Below are 21,125 nucleotides of genomic sequence, written 5' to 3' on the forward strand. Positions count from 1 at the left end.
TCAATCTCCGTATGCGAATTGCACGATGGTGTGTGCCGGGGCGAGGCGCGAAACCTTGCACTCCAGTAGCTCGTTGCCCCACTTGCGCAGGGGTTCGCCGACCGCGCTGCGGCCGGCCTTGAAGGTGCGCACGGTTACCGCCGGCGCGCGCACGCGCCAAGTGAATTGCCAGGGGCCGTTGGTCAGATCGTCGCCGACGCAAGATTGGCCGACGCGGAACGGTCGGAATTCCTCGATCGTCACGTCATAGCCGAGCGCGGCGCAGATATCGATGAAGTACCGGCGGCTTTGGCCACCGGTGGTGGTCATCTTCGAGACGAGCGCGTCGCGGCGTTCCTGCAGCGTCTGCTCGAGATTCGCGACACAGGGCTCGGGTAGCCCGTAATTGCGCTCCCAGTCCTCCAGCAGCTCGAGCGCGCGACGGGGGTCCGACTCCCGAATGACGTCATCGGCGCGGCGGTCGACCCGGGCGAACTCCTGGGCAAGCGCGACCAGCAGCGTCGAGAGCCTGGCGTCGCCGTCACGCGGCCAGACCGCGCCCTGGGGCAGTAGCGCCGCCAGCTGCTCGCGGTAGCTCTCCGCATTCATTGCCATGAAATCGTCCCCATGATCGGCATGCGCCCGTTCCCATGGGTCACGTTCGCACAGGGGGAAATCAGCCGGTGATCGTTCTCGCCGGCGGCGATGCTGATTGCCTCGCGAATGTGCGAAATCAGGATGGTGCCGCCGGGCTCGGCTTCCCGCGTGATGAGATCGGCCAATTCAGCGGCGACCGCGTCGCGCACGGCTTGCGTGCCCGGCGTCAGGCCCGCGATCACGAAGTCCAGCGGATCGGCGGCTGACGCGAACGCCACCACCTCGGCGGTCACCGGACGGACCTCGTCGAGCGCGGACTGCATGCTGGCCACACGGGCCTCGTCGGGGATGATCGGGTCGAGATCGTCGCAGACGAACGTCACGCCGACCGTGCCGGCACCGAGATAGCGCGGGTAGACCCATGCCCGCGTCACGCCCGGCTGCGCGAGCGCCCACTGCTCGTAATCGAAGTCCGCGCCGCCGTGGGGCGGCTCCTGCATCCGCTTGAGCAGGCGTTCCAACAAGCGCGGGTCGGTCTCGACATCAGTGCCGCCTGTGATGCCGGCATCATCCACCGTGGCGCTAGACTCGATCCCCGCGATCGGCGAGAGGAACGCGAGCGTGACCCCCGGATCGAGATTGCCGTCGAGTCCGGCCGCACTCGCCTCGAGCGGCAACAGCGCCGAGCCATCGGTGATCGTCGCTTCGGCCGTGGTGATGTATTCGGCACCGTCGTCGCGCTGCAGAATGACGCCAGCGGCGATCACGCCGCCCTCGCTACCCGATACGCGGGCATTGCCCCGGGCGAAGCTGGCCGGCGTGCGGCCGACGCCCCAGATGCTGGACCAGCGCTCGAGGTGTTCGGCGTCGGCGGTGTCTGGCAGCACCTGCCGCGCGTTGTAGTCCAGGTGCCCATGCAACAGGTGGCTGGCCCCACCCAGCACGCGGGCAAGAACGCCCAGCACCGAACGCCGCAGGATCGCCGAGCGGCCGACAACGCGGCTGGCCAGGTCGGTGTTGATGCGTTCGATCAGTCCATTCAAAGTCGGTCGCGAAAACGCCATTCGTCAGGCTCCTAGCTGGGCGCGCCAGTTGTATTCGTAGCGGCCCCGGTAGACCGGCTCGCCGGGGCGGGTGATCTCGACCCGCAACGCCAGCCAGTCGGTATTGATGTAATCGGCGTCGACCTCGACGCGGGTGGCCACCTCGTCGTCGAGCAGCCAGCGCAGCGCCTCACGGGCATATTCCCGGGCGCGATTGAGGACGTCGGCGGTACGCTTCTCGCGGGACAGCAACCACAGGCGGCTGCCGACCTGGTCGCCCTCGACCGTGGCGGCCACGTCTCCCCACCAGCCGCGCCGGTCCTCGGCCCCGGCGGGCAGCTCGTCGCTGTCCAGCGCACGGCGGTCGGTGAACAGCGAGACCAAAACGGCCGTTTCCAGCCCGTCGTCGGTTTCCAGATCAGCGGCGGCGAGCGCTACGTCGCCATAGGGCGCCCCTTCGCCGCTCCATTCGAGGCGAATATCCGGCATCGTCGGGTTCTCGTTAGTCGGTAGGGTGATGCGTTACCGCATCTTTTGGCGGGCGGAACTGGTCTTGCCGCCGCTATCGCCACCGTGGTTGTGGTCGTTGTAGGTGTCGCGCATCGCCTGCATGGTGCTGGTGTGGTCGTTGACCTCGCCGGCGACGTGCAGATTGCCGTCGGTGTAGAGGTCCGGGCAGTTGACGAACCGCACGGGATTGCCGACGCCGTCGATCACGATACCCGCCCGCGTCAGGTGGACTTTCTGGCCCTGGTCGTCGTGGACCGCGACCTCGCCCTGGGCGAGACCGGTCAGGCGGTAGCGTCGATCATCGACCGCGATCACCACGCCGTGGTCGCGGTTGCCGCCGAGAAACAGCGACAGCAGCTCGGCGCCCGGATGCGGGTGGGCGGTATACCCGTACTGCTGGAATCGCTCGAGCCCGGCACGGGTTTCACCCTTGAGAAACGTCGCCTGCAGCACCTGCAGGCGGCTTTGATCGTCGACACGACGCAACACGCCGCGCGCGACCATGAGCATGATGCGGCGACTCATGCGGTTAATCAGATGCTGCACTGTCACCCCCTAGCCAGTCGGCGAATACCTGCGAGCCCGAGCCACCGGACGACGCCCCCGATGGCACTTCCGGTTCCGGCGTCAGCGCGTCCGGGCGCATCAGCTGCAATTCGGCCGTGGTGCCCTCGTCGTTGCGCTTGCGGTACGTGACGCCGGCAATCAGCATCTCGCCGGAGACACGCAGCCAGGGCGCGACGATGCGCACCCGCTGATTGGGCAGCCATAGCGAGCCATCGCGCTGCGTCCACCCCTGCACCGTAGCGGTGACCGAGTCGCCCCGGGCCGCGCGCACGGTGGCTTCCCACTCGGCCCGCTGCCGGGCAACGCCGTTGTCGGCGGTGCCCTCGGCCATGACCAACAGCGGGCGATAGCGCGGCACGCCGGCGTCGGTGGCCACGCCGCGCACCTCGGCGACGGTCTCGCCCGAGGCGTAATCGCTGCCCGTGGTCTGCGCGTCGATCAGGTACTGGGAAAAGCGCCGGGTCATGTCGAGATCCGCAGACGCCGCCAACAGGTTTTCGCCCTGCCGGAGATCGTCCGCCGAGCGCCCGGCGCCGGCACGGGTGAGACGAACGCCACCCGCGCCGTCGGCCGTGGCCAGCACGGCCCGCAGTCGACAGGCGCGCTCGAGCGCTTCCCACACCGTTTCCCCGGGCTGAATCGCGAACTTGGCGAACGGCGCGCCGAGCGAGACGTCGCTGGCCACGTCGATGCCGAACGGCTGACACAGCAGCTGGGCGAGCCTCAACAGGCCGATGCCAGCCCACTCCCCAGGCGAATGCACGGCGCTACAGTCGACCAGGTCGGCGGTACGATCGCGCCCGGTGATGGTCAACACCCGACGATCCCCCGCCAGTGCCGGCGACACCTTGTCGACATAGCCCTCGATCACCACGGCGCCGTTGATCGCTAGCCGGCAGGCATCGCCCCGCCGAATCGGCCACGGCTGTGCCTGCCCCTGCCAACGGTCGGTCACGCCGATGCGGAACCCACCGGCGACGGTCTCGACGCTGCGCGAGATCTCGACCGACTCCCAGCCGCCGTAGATGCCCCCATTGACGGTCAATTCCAGCTCGTCAGCCACGGTCCAGCACCTCCAGTGAATTGCCCCCCGGCACGAATCCGGGGTGGCGCACATGGTTGCGAGTGGCCAGCTCGTCGGCACGACTGGCGTCACCGTGCAGCTGGTACGCCAGCACGAGCGCCGGCTGGGTCGCGGCCGGCGTATAGCGGGAAAGACGCGGCAACGATTGATCGGCCGACGGCACGGCCTCGATCAGCTCGGTGCGCAGGGCCTGCGCCTCGAGGTAGACGTTGTCGCTGTCGGTGGACTCCATGACGACATCGAGGCGGTCGGCCAGCTCGTCGCGGGTCGTGATCGCCTCGTCATACGTCGGCCACTCGGTGCGCGCGGCGGTGGTCGTCGCGCGGGACGTGGCCACCTGCTGGACGAGATCCACCAGCGCGAGCTGGTTGTCCGCCTGCCGAGCGCGGGTGCTGGTCGTGCGTTGCACCGGCGCAGCGTTATTGCCCCATCCCGCCAACGTCTGCAGCACCTGGGTACCGCGCCGAGGCGAGGCGCGGCCCTCGCTCGCGACGGCGTCGACCACCGCGACAAGGCGCTCGCCAAGATCCGACGGGCGATGCACCAAGTCGTCGGCCTCGTCGGCCAGCGACAGCAGGTCTCGGGCGAAACGAGCGGCGCGCTCGCCCCGGCCGAATAGCCCACCGGTCAGCGAGTCGATAACCCCGGCGAGATCTCCGAGCTGGCCCGAGGCCGCCGCCGAGACGAACGCCGGCAGCCCGCCGACGCTGAACTTGTCGACGAACGCCGCCAGGGCGGACTCGTTGAACGCCTGCGACTGCGCATCGATCAATGACAGTCGGTCGCGGCGACCGTTGGGGTGGCGGTCCTCGCCGCTTTCCAGAAACGTGATCGAGAAGCGGGCCATGCCGCCCTCGTCCGACGACTCGCGGGCCGAGAACGTGTCGATATTGACGCTCAACGCGCCGAGATACGGATGCACCAACTCGCCGGCGCCGGTCGCCTCGAGCGCATCCAGCAGCTCGTCGCGGGCGCTCATGTAGTCGCGTCCGATCACGAAGGCGTCGATGGTGTACCCGCGTGCCTTGCGGCCCATGTCTTCCACGTAGGGCGTATCGCGATCGGGGTATTCGTGCTGCACCGTGCGACGGCCGCCGTTGGTCGCGGCGTCGCGCACGAAAAAGCCGACGCCCCGAAAGGTCGCCGGCCGGTATTGGTCTCGCCAGGCCATATCAGCCCCCCATCGAATAACCCATGTCCATGCCGAGATCGACGCCGCTATTCGCGGTCTGATCGACACGGGTGCCCTGGGGTAGATTCTCGAACCGCACGTTAACGCTGGCCGACGCCTGCTGGCCCGCCGGGCTAAACGCCCGCGCGGTGCTGGCCAGCGAGTCGTTGCCCGCCAGCGCCCGCCCGGTCGCCTGCGGGTCGACGGCGCGCGCCGGCTCCGGTCGCTCGCGATCGGGGTCCGACGAGTCGATATCGCGGGACGGCGGCTCGTCCTCGCGCCCCTCCTGCCGTTGCGCCGTGCGCTGGTTGCGGCGCAGGGTGCCGGCATTGGTCCGCGTCTCGTCGTCACTGAACATGCCGGTCATCCAGTCCGGCACCATGTCGCGCAGACGGTCGACAGCACCACGGAACCAGCCCGTCAGGTCGTCGAACTTCGAGCGGATACCCGACCACAGCGAATCGATCATGTTTTTGCCGGCGTCGAGCAGACTGAAACCGGTGAAATACTCGACGATGGCGTCCAACGCCTCGATAACCAGAATCACCGGATTGAACTCGCGCAGCAGCGTCAGCACACCGTCGATCAAGCCATTGCTGAACGCCTCGCGTACCGCCTGGAACTTGTCGGCAAACCAACCGCTGATCGCATCCCAATTGCGATAGATCAGATAGACAGCCGCCCCGATAAGCGCAATCGCGGCGAGAAACCAGCCGACCGGCGTTGTCAGCAACGTGACACCTAGCACGACAAAGGCCTGAGTCAAACTCGCCAGCGCCGCCAACAACGGACCAAAGACAACAAGACCAATTGCAGCGAGTGCCGTATTCAGGACACCGAAACGGTCGGTAATCGGCTGAATGAACGCCATGAAACGCTTGAAGCGATCGGGCAGTGTCTTGAGCCAATCACCCATACGGCGAAACGCAGCGGGCAGTTTCTCGCCAATCTGTTCGCCGAACGCTGAGATATCCTCCCGGTGGCCGGTTACGAATGCCGTCAGCTGCTCGGTCATGGCTCGAAGTGCCGGCAGCATTGGCCCAATCAGCGCGTTGCGAGCACCTTCGAGCGAAGAACCCAGACCCTGCATCGCCCGCGTGAAAGCCACGGCACCACGCAGCCGATTTTCGTTGATCCGCACGCCCGCTTCTCGTGCCTGATCGAAAAGCGCCTGCAACTCCGCCTCCGGACGCGTTAGCAACTCGGTCATCTGTTCACCGCCCTGCCCGCCGAAAATCTCGTCGAACAGCCGCTGTCGGGCACTGACGTTGCGCACCTCACCCAGCTTGCCCAGCACCATGTCGAACATCTGTTCGGTATCCCCGCTGGTCTGGCGTAGTTGGTCCTGCGAGATACCCAGGCGCTGGAACGCATCGGCGGCGCCGCCGACGCCGGTCACCACGTACTCGTCGGCCCGTAGCGATAGCTCCTTCATGCCGTCGATCAGCGCATCCTTCTCGACGTTGAATTGCTCGCCGGCGTACTGCCAGCGCTGGATGAAATCCGCACTGACGCCGAGCCGGTCCGCCCATATCTGCGTTTCGGCCGCCGAGCGGGTATAGCCGCTGACCAGGACACCGAACATACCCCCCGCCGCCGCACCGATGGCCCCCAGTTTCATTGAGAGATCCCGCGCGCGCCCCACGACATTGCCGATCGAGCGCCCGATACCCGACACGCTCTCGGACAGGCGGCCCAGCCCCGACGCCCGGGTAAGCGACTGGAACGAAGCCCGCAGCTGCTGGACGGGGCCGGTCATGCGCTGAATACGACCGTTGATGCGCCGCAAGGGCGCCGTTAGCCGGTCGACGCCTTCAATAACGACCCGCAAAGGATTGGTGGTAGCCACAAAAAACTCCCATAAAAAACCCCGCCTAGGCGGGGTTGATGAATTTTGGGATATATATAAATGTATTGATGGTGGTTCAGGATGAGGGGCTAAGGTTCATAAATCACTGCATGAGACATTCAAACTTAGCAATCTTTCGAGATGAAACGTCTCTCATCAACATATTCTGGAACAGATCCTGCCCTCTCCAAATTCTTGTAGACAACATGCTCATCGCTGATCTTTTCCAAAATGATGTCCGCGACGAAAGGCGGGGTAAGTGATGAATCAGTAATAGTCATATGCACAGAACCACTATCTTCTTCCAACCCATCAACCTGGAAACCAGCATACTCGAGGTCTGCACGAACACTCTCAGCGTAGTCAGAAACGTACTTCTCGTTATAGCAAAACTTGGTAGTCTCAACTTGTCCTGAAGACTCGCCTCCCCCTTCGCCACTAGTCTGCGTAATCTCCCACAAACCAGGTTTAACCTCAAAGGCACTGGCAGACAAACTGACAACAACCAACAGCAGAAAAAGAAAACTCTTGCGCAACATGCTTCCCCTCTCTCACTTAAAAAATGCACTACCCTCCTCAAGATTAACTATATTTAAAGCCCCCGGCTAGCTACCACGCTGCCTTACCGTAATTTCTGATACTCCGCGATTTCTTCGGCCCGGACAGTCCAGAAGGTCAGCTCCCCGGCGTCCATCTCCCACAGGTCGGCCGCCGGGAAGTGAAACACGTAGGCGATCAAGCCGATTTGCTGTCGCCAGTTGCTGGGCCATCCGGCATGAATTTTCCCACCTCTTGCACCACGGCCAGCATGTCCGCGACATCCAGCTCGTCGATGACGCTCGGCGGCTGTCCGGCGAGATCCCCGGCGAGATTGAGCATATCGCCCATGGCCGGCTCCATCGGCAGGCGGCGAAAATCACGCGCCTTCGGACGGCGAATGACCAGCTCGCGGATCTCCTCGCTACCGTGTTGGATCGGTTCTTGCAGCTTGATGACGATTTCGGGCTTCACCATTAGCGGATCTCCTCACCTTCCACCGCGTCGAAACGTGCGGTGATGTTGCCTTCTTCGGTCTGGCCGTTGCCATCGCCGGCATACCAGGCTTCGCGCAGCGAAATCACCTTGTCGTTCGCCAGCTCGAGCGTCACGGTCGCGTCTTCCAGGGTGACAAGCGTGGCGAGATCGAGGTCCGCGTCATCGGTAAACTCGCCCTCGATGTAGGCCACCTGTCCCTGCTCGCTGAACCCGTGCGCCCGCCCGTCGGAGCCGATAATGGCGTTACGCTGCGGCTTGCCCAGGTTATACGTGAAGCTGCCCTTAGCTTTGTACAACCGCCCATCAGCCTTGACGAAAATAATGCCGCCTTGCCGTTTGCTCATGTGAATTCCTCTTGCTGACCGCCAGGGCGAGCGCCCCGGCGCGGATTGGGGTTAACGGCGGAATTGGAACTGGGCCGCCGTCACGCGCAGCTGGTTGATGAGATCCGGCGGCAGAATGAAGTCGAGCCGGTTCGGGTCGCTGGCGTTGCGCTCGCACACCAGGTCGCGCTTGAACTGCTCGGCGTTCTCGACCAGGCCGATTTCTTCCCACTCGCGAAATTTCGCGATGGACTCGGCCTTGGCCAACTTCGGCGTGATGATCGCCTGCCCGGTACCGAAGCGAGTGCCATCGTTGGCGAGCTTGTGGCGCGGATACTTGCGCAGCCACATGCTGCGAAAATCCCAACGTAGGTAGCCCAGAATCAGTAGCGTATTGACGTCTTGATAGGACGGGTCCGAAACACCGAACTCGTTTTCCTTGTAGGTCGTCACCAGCCGGTCGATACGCACGGTGCCGTCGGTGTTGACGACGAACGTACTGATTCCCGCCTGCAGCAGCTGGTTACGCTGCGCCTGGGTCCGCCGGTCCTTCTTGACGGGGCCCAGCAGGCCAGACAGCTCGAGCGTCTGGAACGGCCGCCCCCGGTCGATCTCGCCGTAATAGGCCGCCACGGCGGCGACGCTCGCGGCGAACTCCCACGGCGGCATCGGGCAGGCGCCGGCATCCATGATGCTGACGAACTCGCTGTTCAGGCTGCCACCCAGCTCGCCGAGACCGGCGGCGTCACCGCGCGCGCCCGAGAATGCGAACCCCTCGATCTGACGCAGCGGCCCCCAGCGGTCGCGCAATTCGGTGTCGATCGCGTCGATACTGGTGGCATCGGTGAACGGCAGCGCAATGATGTGATACTGCTCGTCGCCCATGGCGTCGACGACACCATCCAGCTCGGGGTTGGCAGTACCGCCGCTCATGGCCTCGAACGTCAGCGTCAGCCCCGTCGGGCTCGCCTCGCCTGTCTGGTAGTTGGCCCGCACGTCGATAGCATTGCCGCACAGCCCCGCGTGCTTGGCGGTGAACGTGACGATGGTGCTGTCCTCGCCGTCGACGACGGCAGTCACCGGCAGGTCAGGATTCGCGGTGATCGCAGCGGCGACGGCGGTAGCGATCGGTCCGAGCGACTGACCGCTGGTAATACCGACGCGGATGCGTGCCCCCGCGATGTAGAGGTTCAGCGTACCGGCCTCGGTGGGCTGGCCGCCGAACGTGACCGAGCCGGTAGCCGGCTGCCCGGACGGGTCATCTTCGACCGCTATCATCCAGGTCTCGGTGTAGCTATTGGCGGCGAAGTGACGCTTGGCCATGCCGTGCAGCATAGAGCCGCGACCGGCGAGCTTGCCGACTTCATCGGCGCTGTAGATGCGGGTCGGTTCTTCGGGGGGCGCGGTACCGGTCGCCAACATCTGCCCGATCAGCAGGGCGCGATACGGCATGACGCCGGGGCCGGAAACCGCCTGGCTTTTATCGAACTCGCCGAAAAAGCCCGGCGTCAGCAAGCTGGACGGCACCTCGTTGAAAGAAACAGCCATGATTATTCCTCGGATTGGGACGGGGTAATGCGGTCTTCGGCCTCGTAGTTGCCGTCGGGCCTGGCGAGATCCCACCGGACGCCGAGCGTCTGCAGGGTGTCCTCGACGCGCTTGTCGATCTCGTCGAAGTAGGTCGCCTCGAAGGTCAGGCGCGCGGCGCCCATTTCGTGTTCGCCGTCGTCGGTGAAGGTAAATTCACTGTCGAACAGACGCAGGTCTGAGCAGGTGCCGTTCAGCGTCTCGTCGTGTAGCAGCTGGGTCTCGACCTGCGCGGCCAGCGCATCGAGCCGGTCGTCGGTGTTTTCCGCCCCAAGCACGTGCAGCTGCACGCCGATCTGCAGGACGCGCCGATATTCGCGCGGCGCCTCGTTGAAGATTTCGGCCTGTTCGCTGCGCGTGTAGATCAGGATTGCGGGCATGACGGCCCGCAGCCCCTGGGAGCCATTCCACACCGGTAACGCGCGACTGGCCCACACGTTCAAGCGGGCGTCGGTGTTGCCCGTGATCGCGGTGACGATCTCGTCGCGAATCTGCTGACGGGGGTGGATCATGCGTAGCCCTCTTTCAGCTCCAGCACGACTGTCACGTCTCCCTCTGGACGACTGCCGGTTACCCGGTAGGTCTTACCGCGGCGCATCACTCGATCACCGGGCCGCGGTGATCCAAGCGGGAGATCGGACATGGCGACAGTCAGCAGCGGATTAACGCTGTAGACCGGTACGCCGGTGTCCGGGTCAACCTCTTGGTGATCAGCGTCGTAAACACCCGCGACCGACACAGAATCGCCCTGAGCCGGCATATACGTGATTGAGTCACTCATCTGCGCAAGGACGTCCCGAAATGCTCGAAGCTCGATGTCATCCCAGCGCATGATTACGCAGTCTCAGTGAGCTTGATGGTCGCCCCGGGGCGGGTGTTGAGGTGGATCGGGTTGGACTGCGCCTCGAGGTCGATGCCCTTGTTATGGGGAAGTGGCTCGGCGCTCGAGTAGAGCGGCAGACCAACGGTATTGACCGTTTCGAGGTAATCGCCCGGCGCGAAACGGGTGATGAGCTTATCGACGGTGCCCGTCGGCTCGACGTAGGCCGCGGTGTCTTCGACGAAAGCCTGACCCTTCACGGTGCCGCGGTAACGCTCCCAAACGATGCCACCAAACTCGAACGATTCACGGGCGTCATCACGCAGGCGCTGGCTCATCTGGTAGCGGTAGGTCTCTTTCACGCTGGAGTGTGAGATCAGCTTGCGCCAGAACGACTTGCCACAGAGCGCGTGCGCGCCAGCGAAGATGGTTTCGCCCATCCCCTCTTCGATCGCCTCCAGCACATCCAGGCACTTCATCTGCACGTCAGTGCTGGCCGTGCCGAGCGCGAAGTTGATCGTCTTCTGCTTGATGCCGAAAGCGCTGTAGAGGTCGACCAGCACGGTGCTGCCGTCAGCGTCGAGGATCTTGCCTTTGATCGCACCGATGCGGTGGTACTCGTGGGTGACGTCGATGCTGCGCGCCATCTTGGTGAGGCGCTGGTTGCGCAGCGTCTCGATGGCTTGCAGCTGGTTTTCGGTACCGAAGGCGCGAACGTTCTGTGTCTCGTCCGCCAGCAGCGTGGCGCGGGTCGGCAGGTGCAGCGCGGAGAACGTGACGCCGTGGCGTTTATCACCGGCGAACACCGTACCGGGGGCTCCGCGCTCCTTGGTCGGTACCAGCTGCAGCTGGCCGCCGGATTTCTCGATCACCATCGAGGTGGTGGTCAGCCCTTCGGCCTGAAACCAGCCAAGCTCGCCGAGACGACGCGGGACGTATTCCTGCTCGTTGATGGCCGCCGTCAGGCTGGTGACCGTGAACAGGTCGGTTTCAAACAGATTCATGAGGCGTTGCTCCTGAGATTTTGCGAGGTGTCAGCTCTGCGGCGGCAGAGAGGTTGGTTCGATCAGCGGACGACGATGCCGGCGCTGTCCAGCGCTTTGAGCGCGGTGGTCTTCTGGGCATCGGTGATGCCGTCCGGCCAGGCCAGGCACTCGTCGTGAACTTCGCAGTCACGCGAGTGAACGACGCAGGACACGGGGCCGGCAGTGGCGTCCGTCGGCGCGTAGAGAATCGCGGCGGCGGTCTTGGTTGCATCGCTGGCACCGGGCGCCAGCGCGACGAAATCGCCATCGGCGTTCTTCGCCAGCACAGTGCCGGCGGAATGATTGCCCGCCGCCAGAACGCCCTGCTCGCGCGAGCGCTGGCCGTTGGCTTCGGACACGACGTGTTCCCCCGTCCAGCGGGGTTCGGTGATCATTGTCATGAGTTGCTACCTCTGGGAGGGAGTGGCGCGGAGCGCCGGGGTAATGTGCCGGCGTCAGGCCGACGGTTTGCGATTGAAGCGGCTATAGATCTTCGAGTGATCGAGCGCGGTGGACTGGCCGCCACCCTCGGGCGAGTGATGACCGTTGATGTTCATGCGATTGCCGTGAGCAGCCGCAACGTCATAGACGTACTCGGAGGCTTGGTCTTCGGCCATGCCGTTGCCGATCAGCTTCTCGAGCAACTGCGGCTGACCGGTGGTCTGGCACGCCTTGACGATGGCAACGACTCGGCCGCGCTCGGCAGTGACAGCGGCTTGCGCCTGTTCCTGCCCACTCACGCCGGCCTCGATCTCGGCAACCAGTTCAGGATGAGAGTCGCGCAGGCTGGCCACGGTCGGCGTCGCGATCAGCGCAACGATGCGATCGCCCAGATCCGCCGCCTGCGCCTCGGCCTCTTCCGGCGTGAGATCGAAGGCGAGCGCCAGTGCATCGGCGGCGGTCATCGGTGCATTCTGGCGACTCGCCAGTTTGGCCTTGGCCTGCTCGGCACCGTGGGCCATCGCCTTGGCGAGACCCGCGAGCGAGGCCGCGGCCTTCGTTTCAACCATGACCGCGTCGGCCAGGCCCAATTCGACGACCTCCTCGGCGGAGAGGATGGTGCCCTGGCCGTCGTCGCCCTTGATCAGCGCCTGCATGCGTTCGCGGTTGGCGTCTCCGACACGAGCGATGTAGTGCGCCATGATGCCGTCGGCGATCTTGTCGAGATCACCCGCCAGCGCGCGCAGCTCATCGGCGTTGCCGATCGCCACCGTCCACGGGTTGTGGACCATCATCCAGGCGCCGAGGCCCATATTGACTGTGTCCCCGGCTGAAGCGATGACAGACGCGATGCTGGATGCCTGGCCCAGCACGTTAACGGTCACGTTCGCTTGGTGATCGCGCAGGTAATTGGCAATAGCGATACCGTCGGTGACACTGCCGCCGGGGCTGTTGATGTCGATGGTAATCTCGTCGAGCACACCCAGCCCTTTGATCGCGGACATGAACGCCTTGGACGAGACGCCGCTGTCATCCCACCAGCTCTCGCCGATCTCGCCGTCGATGGTGATGTGCGCTGCCTTGGAGTTACCGGCTTGCGCCTTGGCCGTGAACCATTTCATTCGTCGTTATCCTCGTCTTCGGTGGAGAGAGCCTCGACGGCGGCCTGCAGCGCGCCGTTCTTGCCGGTGGTGCGCGGGTCGGAATCAAGCACCAGGCTGTAGCGCGCGGCACTCTTATTGCCCTTGTCGATCTCGGCGTCGAGCTGCTCGAGCGACCAGCCGCGCTCACCGGCGGCCTCGCTGCGCGGCTTGAAGCCTGCGCGAACTTCCATGACGTCAGCGGTGACTTCCTTGAGCGGATCGACCCACGCCCACTTCGGCGCAATCCAGTCGATGGCAAGCAATTCGCCGCGTCGCTGCCAGTAATTAGCGATGCGCAGCACTCCACTGGTGACGGCGACATCGAGCCACTTAGCGGCGATACGCCGGCACCACTGATGAACGATGAGATGCGCCTGCAATGCTTCCGCTCGTCGCCGAAACTCCAGTAGGCCGGCGCGGATTGAGGAGTAGTTGACGCCCTTGAGGTCGCCGGTCAGCTGCTCGTAGGTGATGCCGGCGCCCCTGGCCAGCGCCAGCAGTTCGGTGCGCAGCCACTCGGTGTAGTTGCCGCCAATATCCGGAGCGGATCCGAACTGCACTTCCTCGTCGTCTTCCAAGTAATGGATGCCGCCGGGAGTGAATTCGCTGATGGGGTCGTGCTCGGACTCCCCTGGCGTGCTGACCAATGTGCCGAAATCAGGACCGTCATCGTCAGTGTCCGCAGTGGTCTTGCGCTTCACGAATGCGCCGAACAGCTGGGCGAGCTTCTGCCGCGCCAGCGTGGCGTCCTGCATCTCGTCGATCTCATAGAGTCGAACAATGACGCTCGTTAGCTCCGGAACGCCCCGCAGCTGCCCCGGACGTGTGCGGCGGTACATGTGAACGACGGCGTCCGCCGGCACCGGCACGCGCTGATTGATCTCGGCGGTGAGCTGCTCATGCGGGTGATAGCGCCACAGGTGATAGGCGGTGCGGGTGCCGATGGCGTCGAACTCGATGCCCATCTTGACCAGCCGGCCACTCAGCAAGCTGTTGTAGTTGGGATCGAGGTGCTCCGATTCGATCAGCTGCACCTGCAACGGCACACTCAGGCCATCGCTGGTGCGTCGGTACCGAAACCGCGCCAGCGCCTCGCCGGCCTCGAACTGGGATCCGGTCGCCAAAGACGTCAGGCCGTAGAAGTCGTCAATGCCATCGGCATCGCACTCCTTCACCCATCGGTCCCAGAGCGCCTGAATCTGGGCGTCACTCCACTGGGGCTTGATGCCAGTGCCAATCAGGTTGGTGACATAGCTCTCTTTCGCGCCGCCTGCATAGGGGTTGTTGCGGATGGCGTTGTGGCTACGGGATTGCAGCAGTGGCAGCGAGTGCGCGATCGGCATGTTCGGGCAGCTCAGCACATTGCCCTTGCCGGCCATCCGGCGCCCCATCGAACCACCTTCGTAGGCCTGGTTTCTGACGGGCACGAGCTGCCCGCCGCGCATCGTCATCCGGATGCGCGGTTTGGCGACGTGTGCGGTCATCAGAGTCCCTTCGTGGTCCGGGTGAGTCGGGTGCGGCTGCGCCGGCGGCGGCTGGGATCGTGTAGCGCCACCTCGGCAGCGATGTCTCTCTCCAGCGTCCGCAGCTTGTCGATGTCGGCGGCAGCGTACTGAACGGTGCGGCCGTTATGGGTGACGCTGGTAACGCGTGCGCCGCTGGCGAGATCCACGATCGCCTGCTTGACCCGCGCCAGATCCGTTGCGGTGTAGGCAGCCATGGTGACTCCTCAGATTCTGGGTTTGAGCACGCGCGGGCGCTTGCGGCGTTTGCGCGTGGGTTCGGCGGCGGTAGCCTCGACTCTCTGCGTCTCACCGTCAGGCGTCAGGACAAGCATGTTCCGGTCCCACTCCTCCGCCCAGGCTGGCGGTGCCTGCCAGTCGATCTTCTCGGCGTTGAGCAGGATGTAGATTGATAGCGCGTAGACGCAGAGGTCGAACGCTTCGTTGGGGCGCTTGCCCGGACGTGACCACTTGCCATTGCCGGGGTCGCGAACTTCGTAGGTCAGCTCTTCATACCACCAGCGCCCGAGCCAGTGCGGCGTATGGATGTAGCCGGCACCGGGGTCGTCCCGATCGATCATCTGCGCGACCACGTCCTTCAGCAGATCGGTACCGAGTAGATACAGAGGCACATCGCCGCGGGCGCTGCTCTTGCGATTCTTGCGCCCAGAGTTGTCCGGCCATGTCTTACGAACCCGATGCATGGTCTTGGCGCTGCCGCCCTTGAACAGGTACACGCGGCTCTGCAGACCATCGCGCGCGAGTCGGCGGTACCAGTCGTAGGCCTGAGACGTCACCGACTCGGTGCCGTCGCCCTCGCCGCCTGTATCGACGCCCATCGCAACGATCGGCATGCGGCGGTCACTACCATCAGCCAGCCGGTAGGTGCGGTGCAGCACATCACGCGTCAGCAGGTCCCAGTCCTCGGGCTGGGTAGCCGGGCTGATCGACCTCGGCGGCCGGTCGTTATCCGGCCCGCGGTCTTCCTTGATGTTGAATCGATCTACTACCCAGGTCTCTCGATCCGGGCCCCAGCCGTGAACTTGCACGACGAAGCGACGATTCTTGCCACCCTGCACATCGACCGATGCCGTGAGGAAGCGAACCCCGACGGGAACGGTGCGATGCTCAATCTGCTCGGCACGATCGAGCAGACGCTGACTACTGCGCTGAGTGGTCGCACGACGGAATTTATACGGGCGGCCCCAGTCGGTATTGATCACCGTCTGCAGGCTCTGCTGGCTATCGGTGAGCTGGTAGGTCTCTTCGGCACGAGCCAGTTTGTCCGCCAATGATCGCCAGGTCTGGAATGCGGCGGCCGGGCCTTCCATCCAGAATGAGGCGATGCGCGTCTTGCGCGGCGTGCCCTTGAGCTCGCCTTCGGCCGTCAGTGATTGCCCTTCCGGCACCCAACGGCCGTTGAGGTTGAGCTCGCGTTTATGGCGCGGATCGATCTCACAAGCGCAGTGCGGGCAGAACGCCACGCCGCTATCCAGATTGAAGGTTTCCAGCACTGGCATGAACCAGCGTCGGCAAGACGATTGTGGGCACTGCCAGAACCAGCGGCGGCGGTCGCCCTGGTTGTAGAGATCGAGAATGCCGGATGTTGGCGGCGCCATATGAGGCTCGTTGTCCGGCTGCCGCCAGTCCTCGTTGGTGATCAACCGACCCGGCGAAGACTCCGCCAGCGTCATGCCGGTGGAGCCGAATGTCTGCGTGCGTTTGGTGCCCATCAGGAACGCCGAACCCTCACCGTCGACGTCATCCTCGATGCGGTCGTAGTCGGTGATCAGCACGAACTGATAGTCGGAGCTGGCCAGCACGTTCTTGGAGGGCCACTTTATGCCTAGGTAGTTGCCGGCACGAAACGTCTTGTCGTGGACGTTGTTGTCATGCCCCCGCGGGCTAAGCCGTGCGGTCAACTTGGGCGAGTACGCCAGCATGCGATCAATGCGCTTCTTGCTGAACTCGCGTGCCTTGTCCTCTGAAATCTGCACGATCAACCCATCGCCCGGGTCGCACTCGATCTTGTAGGCGACATAACCGTCCACCAGCGCGTTCGTCTTACCGGTACGCGCCGGGCCGACGAAGATCACCGCGTCGTAGCGACGCGAGCCCATGCAGTCGAGCGGCTCGGTCATGTAGGGCGTGGCATCTGGACTCCAGTCGCGCACCGTGCCGTCGCCGCCGACCACCTTCATCACGTCTGCGGCCGCCTCGCTGGCTCGGATGCGCCGCGGCGGACGGATAAGCTCGGCCACGTCTCGCCGGATCATCGCGGCACTGGCAAAGCTACCCATGCGCGACCTCCGGATCGTCATCTTCGGCCATCACGGCCTGGTACATCTGCTCGCGCAGGTTGTCGGTCACGCGCTCGACCAATTCCAGCCCTTCCGGCGCCAGGCCGGCATCGCGCTCGAGCAGGTCTGGCAAGGAGTCCAGCGCGCTTGCCATCGCTTTGGCTAGTCGGCTCATCTCACGGTGTGCATCCTCGACCGGCACCAGGAGGCGCATCTCGCGCTCGAGCTTCACGCGCTCATTTTCAGACTGAAACCACGCTTTGCGATCCTGCGGTGGGTATTCGTCGGGAGAGAGAGCGGCAGATCCGATCCGGTCGGAGTAAAGAGCCGGGCCGGCATCTTTCAGCGCGTAGAGGTTGGCACCGTTTCGGCTGCCCGCCGGCACGACGCCGGCTTCCTTCAGCCGCTTGCGGACAGTATCGCGGTGCAGTCCAAACGCATCGGCCAGTCTGGAGATATTCCAGTTGTAAGCCTCTTCAAGGCGATTGATCTCTGCCACACGCTGGTCATCCTATTTTCGGCACCGTCCCCTTATCCGCTTCGGCACCATCGGCACCTCTAAACCCAGCCAGCATGCGTCCTGCAGACCGGTGCTGCTGCCGACCCAGTGCTGCCGAAATTTAGCCAAAGACCGGGGTTCGAATTCCCCGTGGCACGGTTTTCCATGCCAGGAAGGACCCACAATTTTTGTAGGCGCACCAGTCTGGTGCATGCCCGTCGAGGCTCCCATTCTGATCATCGTGCCGTTCTGATCGTATGCTCGATGGCATCATCCATGTGCTTGACTCCCCGGCGGCGCACAACCATATCGGCGACCTGTTGAAACCGAACCTCTTTGCCGTACCCGGGCAGCTCATCGATGAAATGCAGGACCGCTTGCATCCGGCGCTTGCTTGTCCGCTGATAGACGCCGATCGGACGTTCACCTCGACGCATGACGAAGTACGGCTTGGCTTTTCGGCTGGTTGCGTTCTGGTGGCCGTCCGGAGACGCGCGCAGTTCCGATAGAATCTTGGTGTAAGTGCCAGCGCTGATGTTCCCAGCTCGATTAAGCCGTGCACCGCGCCCGGGCACTGTTGCCCAACCATGCGGCAGAATGCCTGCATGTTGCAGCGCGCGTTCGTGGCGCTTGGCGTTTCGTCGCGTTCCTGTCGTCTGGGGCAAAAGGTACTTGGCCGGCGGAGTGCCCTTAAAAGCCTCGTCCCGAATCCAGATCCATGCCTGCAGATCGTTCTTTGTCGCTGGACGCAGCCGAACGGAGTTGACGGTGAAGGCTGTGGGATTGTCGAAAATCCCTTTCAGGTGCCCCTTTAGTGAATCCCGAACATCTTGGCCCGTGCGCGTGATTGCTAACGCCTGAGCAAAAGGAATCTGTCTTGGCATGTGCGCCAACCGACGACGCAGCTCATCAAAACCCTGTAACTCGATACTGACCGCCAAACTCATGGACACACCTCCTCGAGCATCCCGCGCATCTCCAGCGCCCAGTCGGTAAGCCGACGCTCGCGGTCCTGCAGCATCCAGTAGTCATCGTCTGCCAAGCACTGCAGCTGGCTCGACTCAATCACCGGAAGCGCTGGCATCGGCGGCACCGTGCATTCAGGGCTGGTCGGTGTCGCTACTGTCGTCGCGCAACCGGGGATCGCCGAAAAGCTCAGGGCGAACACCAGCGCGGCGCTGGGCCATCTGTTCACGCTCGACCTCCCGTGCCTGCGCCTGATCAGCGCGCTGGCGCTCATTGATTCGTCGTTCGACTGCGCGCGTCTGTTCGATGCCCTGTGTCCGCGCCTTGGCCTTATCCAGCTCATCCCGAGCGGCATCGCGCTGGCCCCGCATCAGCAGCGCGAGAGAGGTCAGCACTCCGACCACTACCGCCACTCCAGCGACCAGCCAGCCGTAGAGCCGACTCATTGCAGCCGGCTCCGGATGTAGTCGTCGATAGCCTTCTGCGGGATCAGACGTGCGACCACGCCGGCAAACCCGACCACGGTGGCGAGTGCCGCGAAGGCCCACCCTGGCAGGACGCTCTGCCAATGAGTGAGAATCGGCTGAAGCGAGTAGAGCAGCGCCGCGAGAATGCCGAGCCGCACGGACCACAGCTTGTGCGCCTTGCGCGCCTCGGGTACCAGCTTCATCGATCCCGCTCCGTCTTGAGTTGCAATTGACCGGTCCAGCCGTCATCGGTCGCCATATGCGTCGTCGCGTTGCACGCGGCCAGCTGCGTGTCAGCCACGCCGAGTCGGTACCGGATCGCCGCCAGCTCGGCACGGGCCGCATCGCGCGTGCCCTCGAACCGCCCGGCCTTCCGCTGCTCTTCGACGAGCGCGTACCACAGGCCATAGCCAACGGCCTGTTGCGCCGCCTGGGCGCTATCCAGCCGGCGGTCGGCATCGCTGGCCTGCAGCTGCGATACCACCGCCCAGGCAAAGCAGACGGCCGCCACCAGCAGATGCGAGCGGCTATCACGGGAGAGCTTTCCAATCCATCGGATCATTTCCGCCTCAGTGCCGACGCCACGTCAGCGATGTTGTCGAGCAGCCGATCGACGCGCTTCTCGAAGCCATGAACGCCGATGTAGCCCAGGAACGCCGCGAAGAATCGGCCCGTGTCAGGCTCGAACCCGAAATGCTGGATGAACGGTAGCGACGTCCACGCGAGAAACCCCACCATCAGGGTCTCGATCCAGCGCTTGGGATTGCGCAGCCCGCCAGACGTGAGCACACGCAGCAAGGACATCAGCACCGCGCAGAGGGCGGCCGCTTGTGCCGGCTCCTGGGCGAACACATAGACCGTCAGCCAGGCCTGAGTGAATTGGTCCGGCATCTCGATCCCCGGTGTTGTCGCGCGGCTAACCTCGTTTGTGCGAAGCCCGGTGAATCAGGATCCAGGCGGGAATCATCGACAGATTGAGCAGCAGCCGGCCGATCGCCGTGCGATCACTCAGCGCGATATCCGCCGCCGCGTCGAACCCTCGAAACGCCACCAGCCCGGCGGCAGTGGCAATGACCAAGTGAATGGCGAAACGGGTCCAGCCATCGTCAACGCGATTCAGCGCGATCAGGCACTGAGCGATGAGACCCAGCGCGATAATGAAATTGGCAAGTGCCATGACCGAACCAATCATGCGGCCACCTCCGCCTGCCACACGTCGCGCGCATTCGTGGCTCGCTGCCCCTCGAGCAGCATCGCCTGCACGCGCGCTGCGGCCTCGTCCTTCGTGATGCGACCGTCAGTGTTCGCGTCCAACCCGGCGTTCTGCCGATACGCCGTGGTGCCGTCGGTGAACATCACCGCGCCGCCAGGGCGGGAGACATAGGCCGGCATCAGGATCGCGAGATACATATCGGCCAGCGTGTTGATGCGTAGCCGGTACGGCTCGAAGTACCGCGCCACATAGTCGAGCTGCTCGATGGCAGTCATTGCCGCCAGCGCTTCGGTCGTGGTGCCGAGTCCGCGCGCGGTGCGGGGCATAAACTGGATCAGCCCGGTCGCGCCGCTACCGGCTAGATTCTCCTGAGCCGGGTCGAACGACCGGCCAGTCTCGAATGCCATGCACGCCATAAGGTACCCGGCGTGATCCAGCCCCCACCCGAATCGGGCAACGAGCTCGAACAGCCGATCGACGAATGCATCGGAGACATGAGCGCCCCACGCCAGCCGCACGCGCAGCGGATAGCGTCCGCTGCCGATTGTCTCGACCTCGCGCATGAACTGCATGGAGCACTCCGAATATAAAGCCCGCCGACGTGGCGGGAAGGGATCAACCGGGCGGCCGTGAATAAGTTGCCGCCACCGCTCAAGGGGAACGTGGGGAGCACGCGGGAAGCGAACGACGGCGGCGAACAGGGTCAGAAACGACAGCGCCCCAACCGGTCGAAACCGGTCAGGGCGCAAGTGATGATGATAGAGGATCTATTCGACCGTGATTATGTCTGGCGTCTGATCTGTAATCTGCAGACGTGTACCGCTGATGGCCTGCTCGACGGCCTGCCGTGGAGTAAATTTGCCCTCGACCGCATTAGGCTTCACTCCACCGGTCTTTGATATGTCCGTCTGGATAAAGCAACCCGTCGCGTGCGCAATCTGCTGGGCTGTTTCGTCGAATCGATCAAAACTGATGTCGTAATTCATCTCGACATCGCACTTCCCG

29 protein-coding genes are annotated in these 21,125 nt (G+C 64.1%); all 29 read right to left on the minus strand.

The genetic code is table 11. The features are described 5' to 3' along the window. Positions 1-594 (minus strand): YmfQ family protein, encoded by a 594-nt coding sequence (locus MC381_RS05370; RefSeq protein WP_251976707.1) that lies wholly within the window; start codon positions 592-594, stop codon positions 1-3. Then, complete coding sequence (locus tag MC381_RS05375; RefSeq protein WP_251976708.1) at positions 585-1,640, minus strand: baseplate J/gp47 family protein; 1,056 nt, start codon at positions 1,638-1,640, stop codon at positions 585-587. The genes MC381_RS05370 and MC381_RS05375 overlap by 10 nt, the downstream gene beginning before the upstream one ends. A gap of 3 nt (positions 1,641-1,643) precedes the next feature. Beyond that, positions 1,644-2,108, minus strand: a complete 465-nt coding sequence (locus tag MC381_RS05380) for a phage GP46 family protein (protein ID WP_251976709.1) — start codon at positions 2,106-2,108, stop codon at positions 1,644-1,646. A 33-nt stretch (positions 2,109-2,141) separates the two neighbouring features. Then, positions 2,142-2,675, minus strand: coding sequence for a phage baseplate assembly protein V (locus MC381_RS05385; protein WP_251976710.1), 534 nt, complete (start codon positions 2,673-2,675; stop codon positions 2,142-2,144). Then, positions 2,659-3,759, minus strand: coding sequence for a phage baseplate assembly protein (locus MC381_RS05390; RefSeq protein WP_251976711.1), 1,101 nt, complete (start codon positions 3,757-3,759; stop codon positions 2,659-2,661). Before MC381_RS05390 ends, MC381_RS05385 begins: the two co-directional genes overlap by 17 nt. Further along, positions 3,752-4,951, minus strand: a complete 1,200-nt coding sequence (locus tag MC381_RS05395; RefSeq protein ID WP_251976712.1) for a DNA circularization protein — start codon at positions 4,949-4,951, stop codon at positions 3,752-3,754. Before MC381_RS05395 ends, MC381_RS05390 begins: the two co-directional genes overlap by 8 nt. A gap of 1 nt (position 4,952) precedes the next feature. Continuing rightward, positions 4,953-6,800 (minus strand): phage tail tape measure protein, encoded by a 1,848-nt coding sequence (locus tag MC381_RS05400; RefSeq protein WP_251976713.1) that lies wholly within the window; start codon positions 6,798-6,800, stop codon positions 4,953-4,955. A gap of 125 nt (positions 6,801-6,925) precedes the next feature. Next, the gene (locus tag MC381_RS05405; protein ID WP_251976714.1) at positions 6,926-7,339 is read right to left on the minus strand and encodes a hypothetical protein; all 414 of its coding nucleotides are present in this window, start codon (positions 7,337-7,339) and stop codon (positions 6,926-6,928) included. A 196-nt stretch (positions 7,340-7,535) separates the two neighbouring features. Then, positions 7,536-7,814 carry a phage tail assembly protein gene (locus MC381_RS05410; RefSeq protein WP_251976715.1) on the minus strand — a complete coding sequence of 93 codons (279 nt, stop codon included), beginning with the start codon at positions 7,812-7,814 and terminating at the stop codon, positions 7,536-7,538. Further along, positions 7,814-8,179: a phage tail tube protein gene (locus MC381_RS05415; RefSeq protein ID WP_251976716.1), complete on the minus strand. Its 366-nt coding sequence runs from the start codon at positions 8,177-8,179 to the stop codon at positions 7,814-7,816. The genes MC381_RS05410 and MC381_RS05415 overlap by 1 nt, the downstream gene beginning before the upstream one ends. A gap of 51 nt (positions 8,180-8,230) precedes the next feature. Beyond that, positions 8,231-9,706: a phage tail sheath subtilisin-like domain-containing protein gene (locus MC381_RS05420; protein ID WP_251976717.1), complete on the minus strand. Its 1,476-nt coding sequence runs from the start codon at positions 9,704-9,706 to the stop codon at positions 8,231-8,233. Between the two features lie 2 nt (positions 9,707-9,708). Then, on the minus strand, positions 9,709-10,257 hold the full coding sequence (gpU, locus tag MC381_RS05425; protein WP_251976718.1) for a phage tail terminator protein: 549 nt from the start codon (positions 10,255-10,257) through the stop codon (positions 9,709-9,711). Next, positions 10,254-10,577, minus strand: a complete 324-nt coding sequence (locus tag MC381_RS05430; RefSeq protein ID WP_251976719.1) for a head-tail joining protein — start codon at positions 10,575-10,577, stop codon at positions 10,254-10,256. Before MC381_RS05430 ends, gpU begins: the two co-directional genes overlap by 4 nt. 2 nt (positions 10,578-10,579) lie before the next feature. After that, positions 10,580-11,569, minus strand: a complete 990-nt coding sequence (locus tag MC381_RS05435; RefSeq protein WP_251976720.1) for a major capsid protein — start codon at positions 11,567-11,569, stop codon at positions 10,580-10,582. Between the two features lie 62 nt (positions 11,570-11,631). Further along, positions 11,632-11,991 carry a head decoration protein gene (locus tag MC381_RS05440; RefSeq protein ID WP_251976721.1) on the minus strand — a complete coding sequence of 120 codons (360 nt, stop codon included), beginning with the start codon at positions 11,989-11,991 and terminating at the stop codon, positions 11,632-11,634. Between the two features lie 54 nt (positions 11,992-12,045). Next, positions 12,046-13,152: a head maturation protease, ClpP-related gene (locus MC381_RS05445; RefSeq protein WP_251976722.1), complete on the minus strand. Its 1,107-nt coding sequence runs from the start codon at positions 13,150-13,152 to the stop codon at positions 12,046-12,048. Further along, on the minus strand, positions 13,149-14,657 hold the full coding sequence (locus MC381_RS05450; RefSeq protein WP_251976723.1) for a phage portal protein: 1,509 nt from the start codon (positions 14,655-14,657) through the stop codon (positions 13,149-13,151). The genes MC381_RS05445 and MC381_RS05450 overlap by 4 nt, the downstream gene beginning before the upstream one ends. Then, positions 14,657-14,893 carry a gpW family head-tail joining protein gene (gene gpW / locus MC381_RS05455; protein ID WP_251976724.1) on the minus strand — a complete coding sequence of 79 codons (237 nt, stop codon included), beginning with the start codon at positions 14,891-14,893 and terminating at the stop codon, positions 14,657-14,659. Before gpW ends, MC381_RS05450 begins: the two co-directional genes overlap by 1 nt. 9 nt (positions 14,894-14,902) lie before the next feature. Next, positions 14,903-16,975: a phage terminase large subunit family protein gene (locus MC381_RS05460; RefSeq protein ID WP_251976725.1), complete on the minus strand. Its 2,073-nt coding sequence runs from the start codon at positions 16,973-16,975 to the stop codon at positions 14,903-14,905. Beyond that, positions 16,968-17,474: a DUF1441 family protein gene (locus MC381_RS05465; protein WP_251976726.1), complete on the minus strand. Its 507-nt coding sequence runs from the start codon at positions 17,472-17,474 to the stop codon at positions 16,968-16,970. Before MC381_RS05465 ends, MC381_RS05460 begins: the two co-directional genes overlap by 8 nt. Before the next feature lie 236 nt (positions 17,475-17,710). Then, positions 17,711-18,421: a hypothetical protein gene (locus tag MC381_RS05470; RefSeq protein ID WP_251976727.1), complete on the minus strand. Its 711-nt coding sequence runs from the start codon at positions 18,419-18,421 to the stop codon at positions 17,711-17,713. Then, a complete protein-coding gene (locus MC381_RS05475; protein ID WP_251976728.1) occupies positions 18,418-18,558 on the minus strand; it encodes a hypothetical protein in 141 nt (46 codons plus the stop codon). The genes MC381_RS05470 and MC381_RS05475 overlap by 4 nt, the downstream gene beginning before the upstream one ends. Before the next feature lie 16 nt (positions 18,559-18,574). Then, positions 18,575-18,886: a hypothetical protein gene (locus MC381_RS05480; RefSeq protein WP_251976729.1), complete on the minus strand. Its 312-nt coding sequence runs from the start codon at positions 18,884-18,886 to the stop codon at positions 18,575-18,577. Continuing rightward, positions 18,883-19,110, minus strand: a complete 228-nt coding sequence (locus tag MC381_RS05485; protein WP_251976730.1) for a DUF7940 domain-containing protein — start codon at positions 19,108-19,110, stop codon at positions 18,883-18,885. The genes MC381_RS05480 and MC381_RS05485 overlap by 4 nt, the downstream gene beginning before the upstream one ends. Next, positions 19,107-19,469 (minus strand): hypothetical protein, encoded by a 363-nt coding sequence (locus tag MC381_RS05490; protein ID WP_251976731.1) that lies wholly within the window; start codon positions 19,467-19,469, stop codon positions 19,107-19,109. Before MC381_RS05490 ends, MC381_RS05485 begins: the two co-directional genes overlap by 4 nt. After that, positions 19,466-19,798 (minus strand): phage holin family protein, encoded by a 333-nt coding sequence (locus MC381_RS05495; protein WP_251976732.1) that lies wholly within the window; start codon positions 19,796-19,798, stop codon positions 19,466-19,468. Before MC381_RS05495 ends, MC381_RS05490 begins: the two co-directional genes overlap by 4 nt. Before the next feature lie 25 nt (positions 19,799-19,823). Then, positions 19,824-20,099 (minus strand): hypothetical protein, encoded by a 276-nt coding sequence (locus MC381_RS05500; RefSeq protein WP_251976733.1) that lies wholly within the window; start codon positions 20,097-20,099, stop codon positions 19,824-19,826. Next, positions 20,096-20,692 (minus strand): lysozyme family protein, encoded by a 597-nt coding sequence (locus MC381_RS05505; RefSeq protein ID WP_251976734.1) that lies wholly within the window; start codon positions 20,690-20,692, stop codon positions 20,096-20,098. The genes MC381_RS05500 and MC381_RS05505 overlap by 4 nt, the downstream gene beginning before the upstream one ends. Before the next feature lie 195 nt (positions 20,693-20,887). Next, positions 20,888-21,106, minus strand: coding sequence for a hypothetical protein (locus MC381_RS05510; RefSeq protein ID WP_251976735.1), 219 nt, complete (start codon positions 21,104-21,106; stop codon positions 20,888-20,890). Between the last annotated feature and the right edge of the window lie 19 nt (positions 21,107-21,125).

Source organism: Salinicola avicenniae (assembly GCF_023736115.1).
GTDB classification, from domain to species: domain Bacteria; phylum Pseudomonadota; class Gammaproteobacteria; order Pseudomonadales; family Halomonadaceae; genus Salinicola; species Salinicola avicenniae.

What these genes read in the sequence shown, in the direction of transcription:
- MC381_RS05415 (WP_251976716.1), bottom strand. Translation starts at nt 8,179, where the DNA reads ATGAGCAAACGGCAAGGCGGCATTATTTTCGTCAAGGCTGATGGGCGG.
- MC381_RS05380 (WP_251976709.1), bottom strand. Translation starts at nt 2,108, where the DNA reads ATGCCGGATATTCGCCTCGAATGGAGCGGCGAAGGGGCGCCCTATGGC.
- MC381_RS05445 (WP_251976722.1), bottom strand. Translation starts at nt 13,152, where the DNA reads ATGAAATGGTTCACGGCCAAGGCGCAAGCCGGTAACTCCAAGGCAGCG.
- MC381_RS05510 (WP_251976735.1), bottom strand. Translation starts at nt 21,106, where the DNA reads ATGAATTACGACATCAGTTTTGATCGATTCGACGAAACAGCCCAGCAG.
- MC381_RS05460 (WP_251976725.1), bottom strand. Translation starts at nt 16,975, where the DNA reads ATGGGTAGCTTTGCCAGTGCCGCGATGATCCGGCGAGACGTGGCCGAG.
- MC381_RS05485 (WP_251976730.1), bottom strand. Translation starts at nt 19,110, where the DNA reads ATGAAGCTGGTACCCGAGGCGCGCAAGGCGCACAAGCTGTGGTCCGTG.
- MC381_RS05370 (WP_251976707.1), bottom strand. Translation starts at nt 594, where the DNA reads ATGGCAATGAATGCGGAGAGCTACCGCGAGCAGCTGGCGGCGCTACTG.
- MC381_RS05495 (WP_251976732.1), bottom strand. Translation starts at nt 19,798, where the DNA reads ATGCCGGACCAATTCACTCAGGCCTGGCTGACGGTCTATGTGTTCGCC.
- MC381_RS05480 (WP_251976729.1), bottom strand. Translation starts at nt 18,886, where the DNA reads ATGAGTCGGCTCTACGGCTGGCTGGTCGCTGGAGTGGCGGTAGTGGTC.
- MC381_RS05500 (WP_251976733.1), bottom strand. Translation starts at nt 20,099, where the DNA reads ATGATTGGTTCGGTCATGGCACTTGCCAATTTCATTATCGCGCTGGGT.
- MC381_RS05375 (WP_251976708.1), bottom strand. Translation starts at nt 1,640, where the DNA reads ATGGCGTTTTCGCGACCGACTTTGAATGGACTGATCGAACGCATCAAC.
- gpU (WP_251976718.1), bottom strand. Translation starts at nt 10,257, where the DNA reads ATGATCCACCCCCGTCAGCAGATTCGCGACGAGATCGTCACCGCGATC.
- MC381_RS05420 (WP_251976717.1), bottom strand. Translation starts at nt 9,706, where the DNA reads ATGGCTGTTTCTTTCAACGAGGTGCCGTCCAGCTTGCTGACGCCGGGC.
- MC381_RS05440 (WP_251976721.1), bottom strand. Translation starts at nt 11,991, where the DNA reads ATGACAATGATCACCGAACCCCGCTGGACGGGGGAACACGTCGTGTCC.
- MC381_RS05470 (WP_251976727.1), bottom strand. Translation starts at nt 18,421, where the DNA reads ATGAGTTTGGCGGTCAGTATCGAGTTACAGGGTTTTGATGAGCTGCGT.
- MC381_RS05395 (WP_251976712.1), bottom strand. Translation starts at nt 4,951, where the DNA reads ATGGCCTGGCGAGACCAATACCGGCCGGCGACCTTTCGGGGCGTCGGC.
- MC381_RS05430 (WP_251976719.1), bottom strand. Translation starts at nt 10,577, where the DNA reads ATGCGCTGGGATGACATCGAGCTTCGAGCATTTCGGGACGTCCTTGCG.
- MC381_RS05410 (WP_251976715.1), bottom strand. Translation starts at nt 7,814, where the DNA reads ATGGTGAAGCCCGAAATCGTCATCAAGCTGCAAGAACCGATCCAACAC.
- MC381_RS05435 (WP_251976720.1), bottom strand. Translation starts at nt 11,569, where the DNA reads ATGAATCTGTTTGAAACCGACCTGTTCACGGTCACCAGCCTGACGGCG.
- MC381_RS05405 (WP_251976714.1), bottom strand. Translation starts at nt 7,339, where the DNA reads ATGTTGCGCAAGAGTTTTCTTTTTCTGCTGTTGGTTGTTGTCAGTTTG.
- MC381_RS05505 (WP_251976734.1), bottom strand. Translation starts at nt 20,692, where the DNA reads ATGCAGTTCATGCGCGAGGTCGAGACAATCGGCAGCGGACGCTATCCG.
- MC381_RS05475 (WP_251976728.1), bottom strand. Translation starts at nt 18,558, where the DNA reads ATGCCAGCGCTTCCGGTGATTGAGTCGAGCCAGCTGCAGTGCTTGGCA.
- gpW (WP_251976724.1), bottom strand. Translation starts at nt 14,893, where the DNA reads ATGGCTGCCTACACCGCAACGGATCTGGCGCGGGTCAAGCAGGCGATC.
- MC381_RS05450 (WP_251976723.1), bottom strand. Translation starts at nt 14,657, where the DNA reads ATGACCGCACACGTCGCCAAACCGCGCATCCGGATGACGATGCGCGGC.
- MC381_RS05490 (WP_251976731.1), bottom strand. Translation starts at nt 19,469, where the DNA reads ATGATCCGATGGATTGGAAAGCTCTCCCGTGATAGCCGCTCGCATCTG.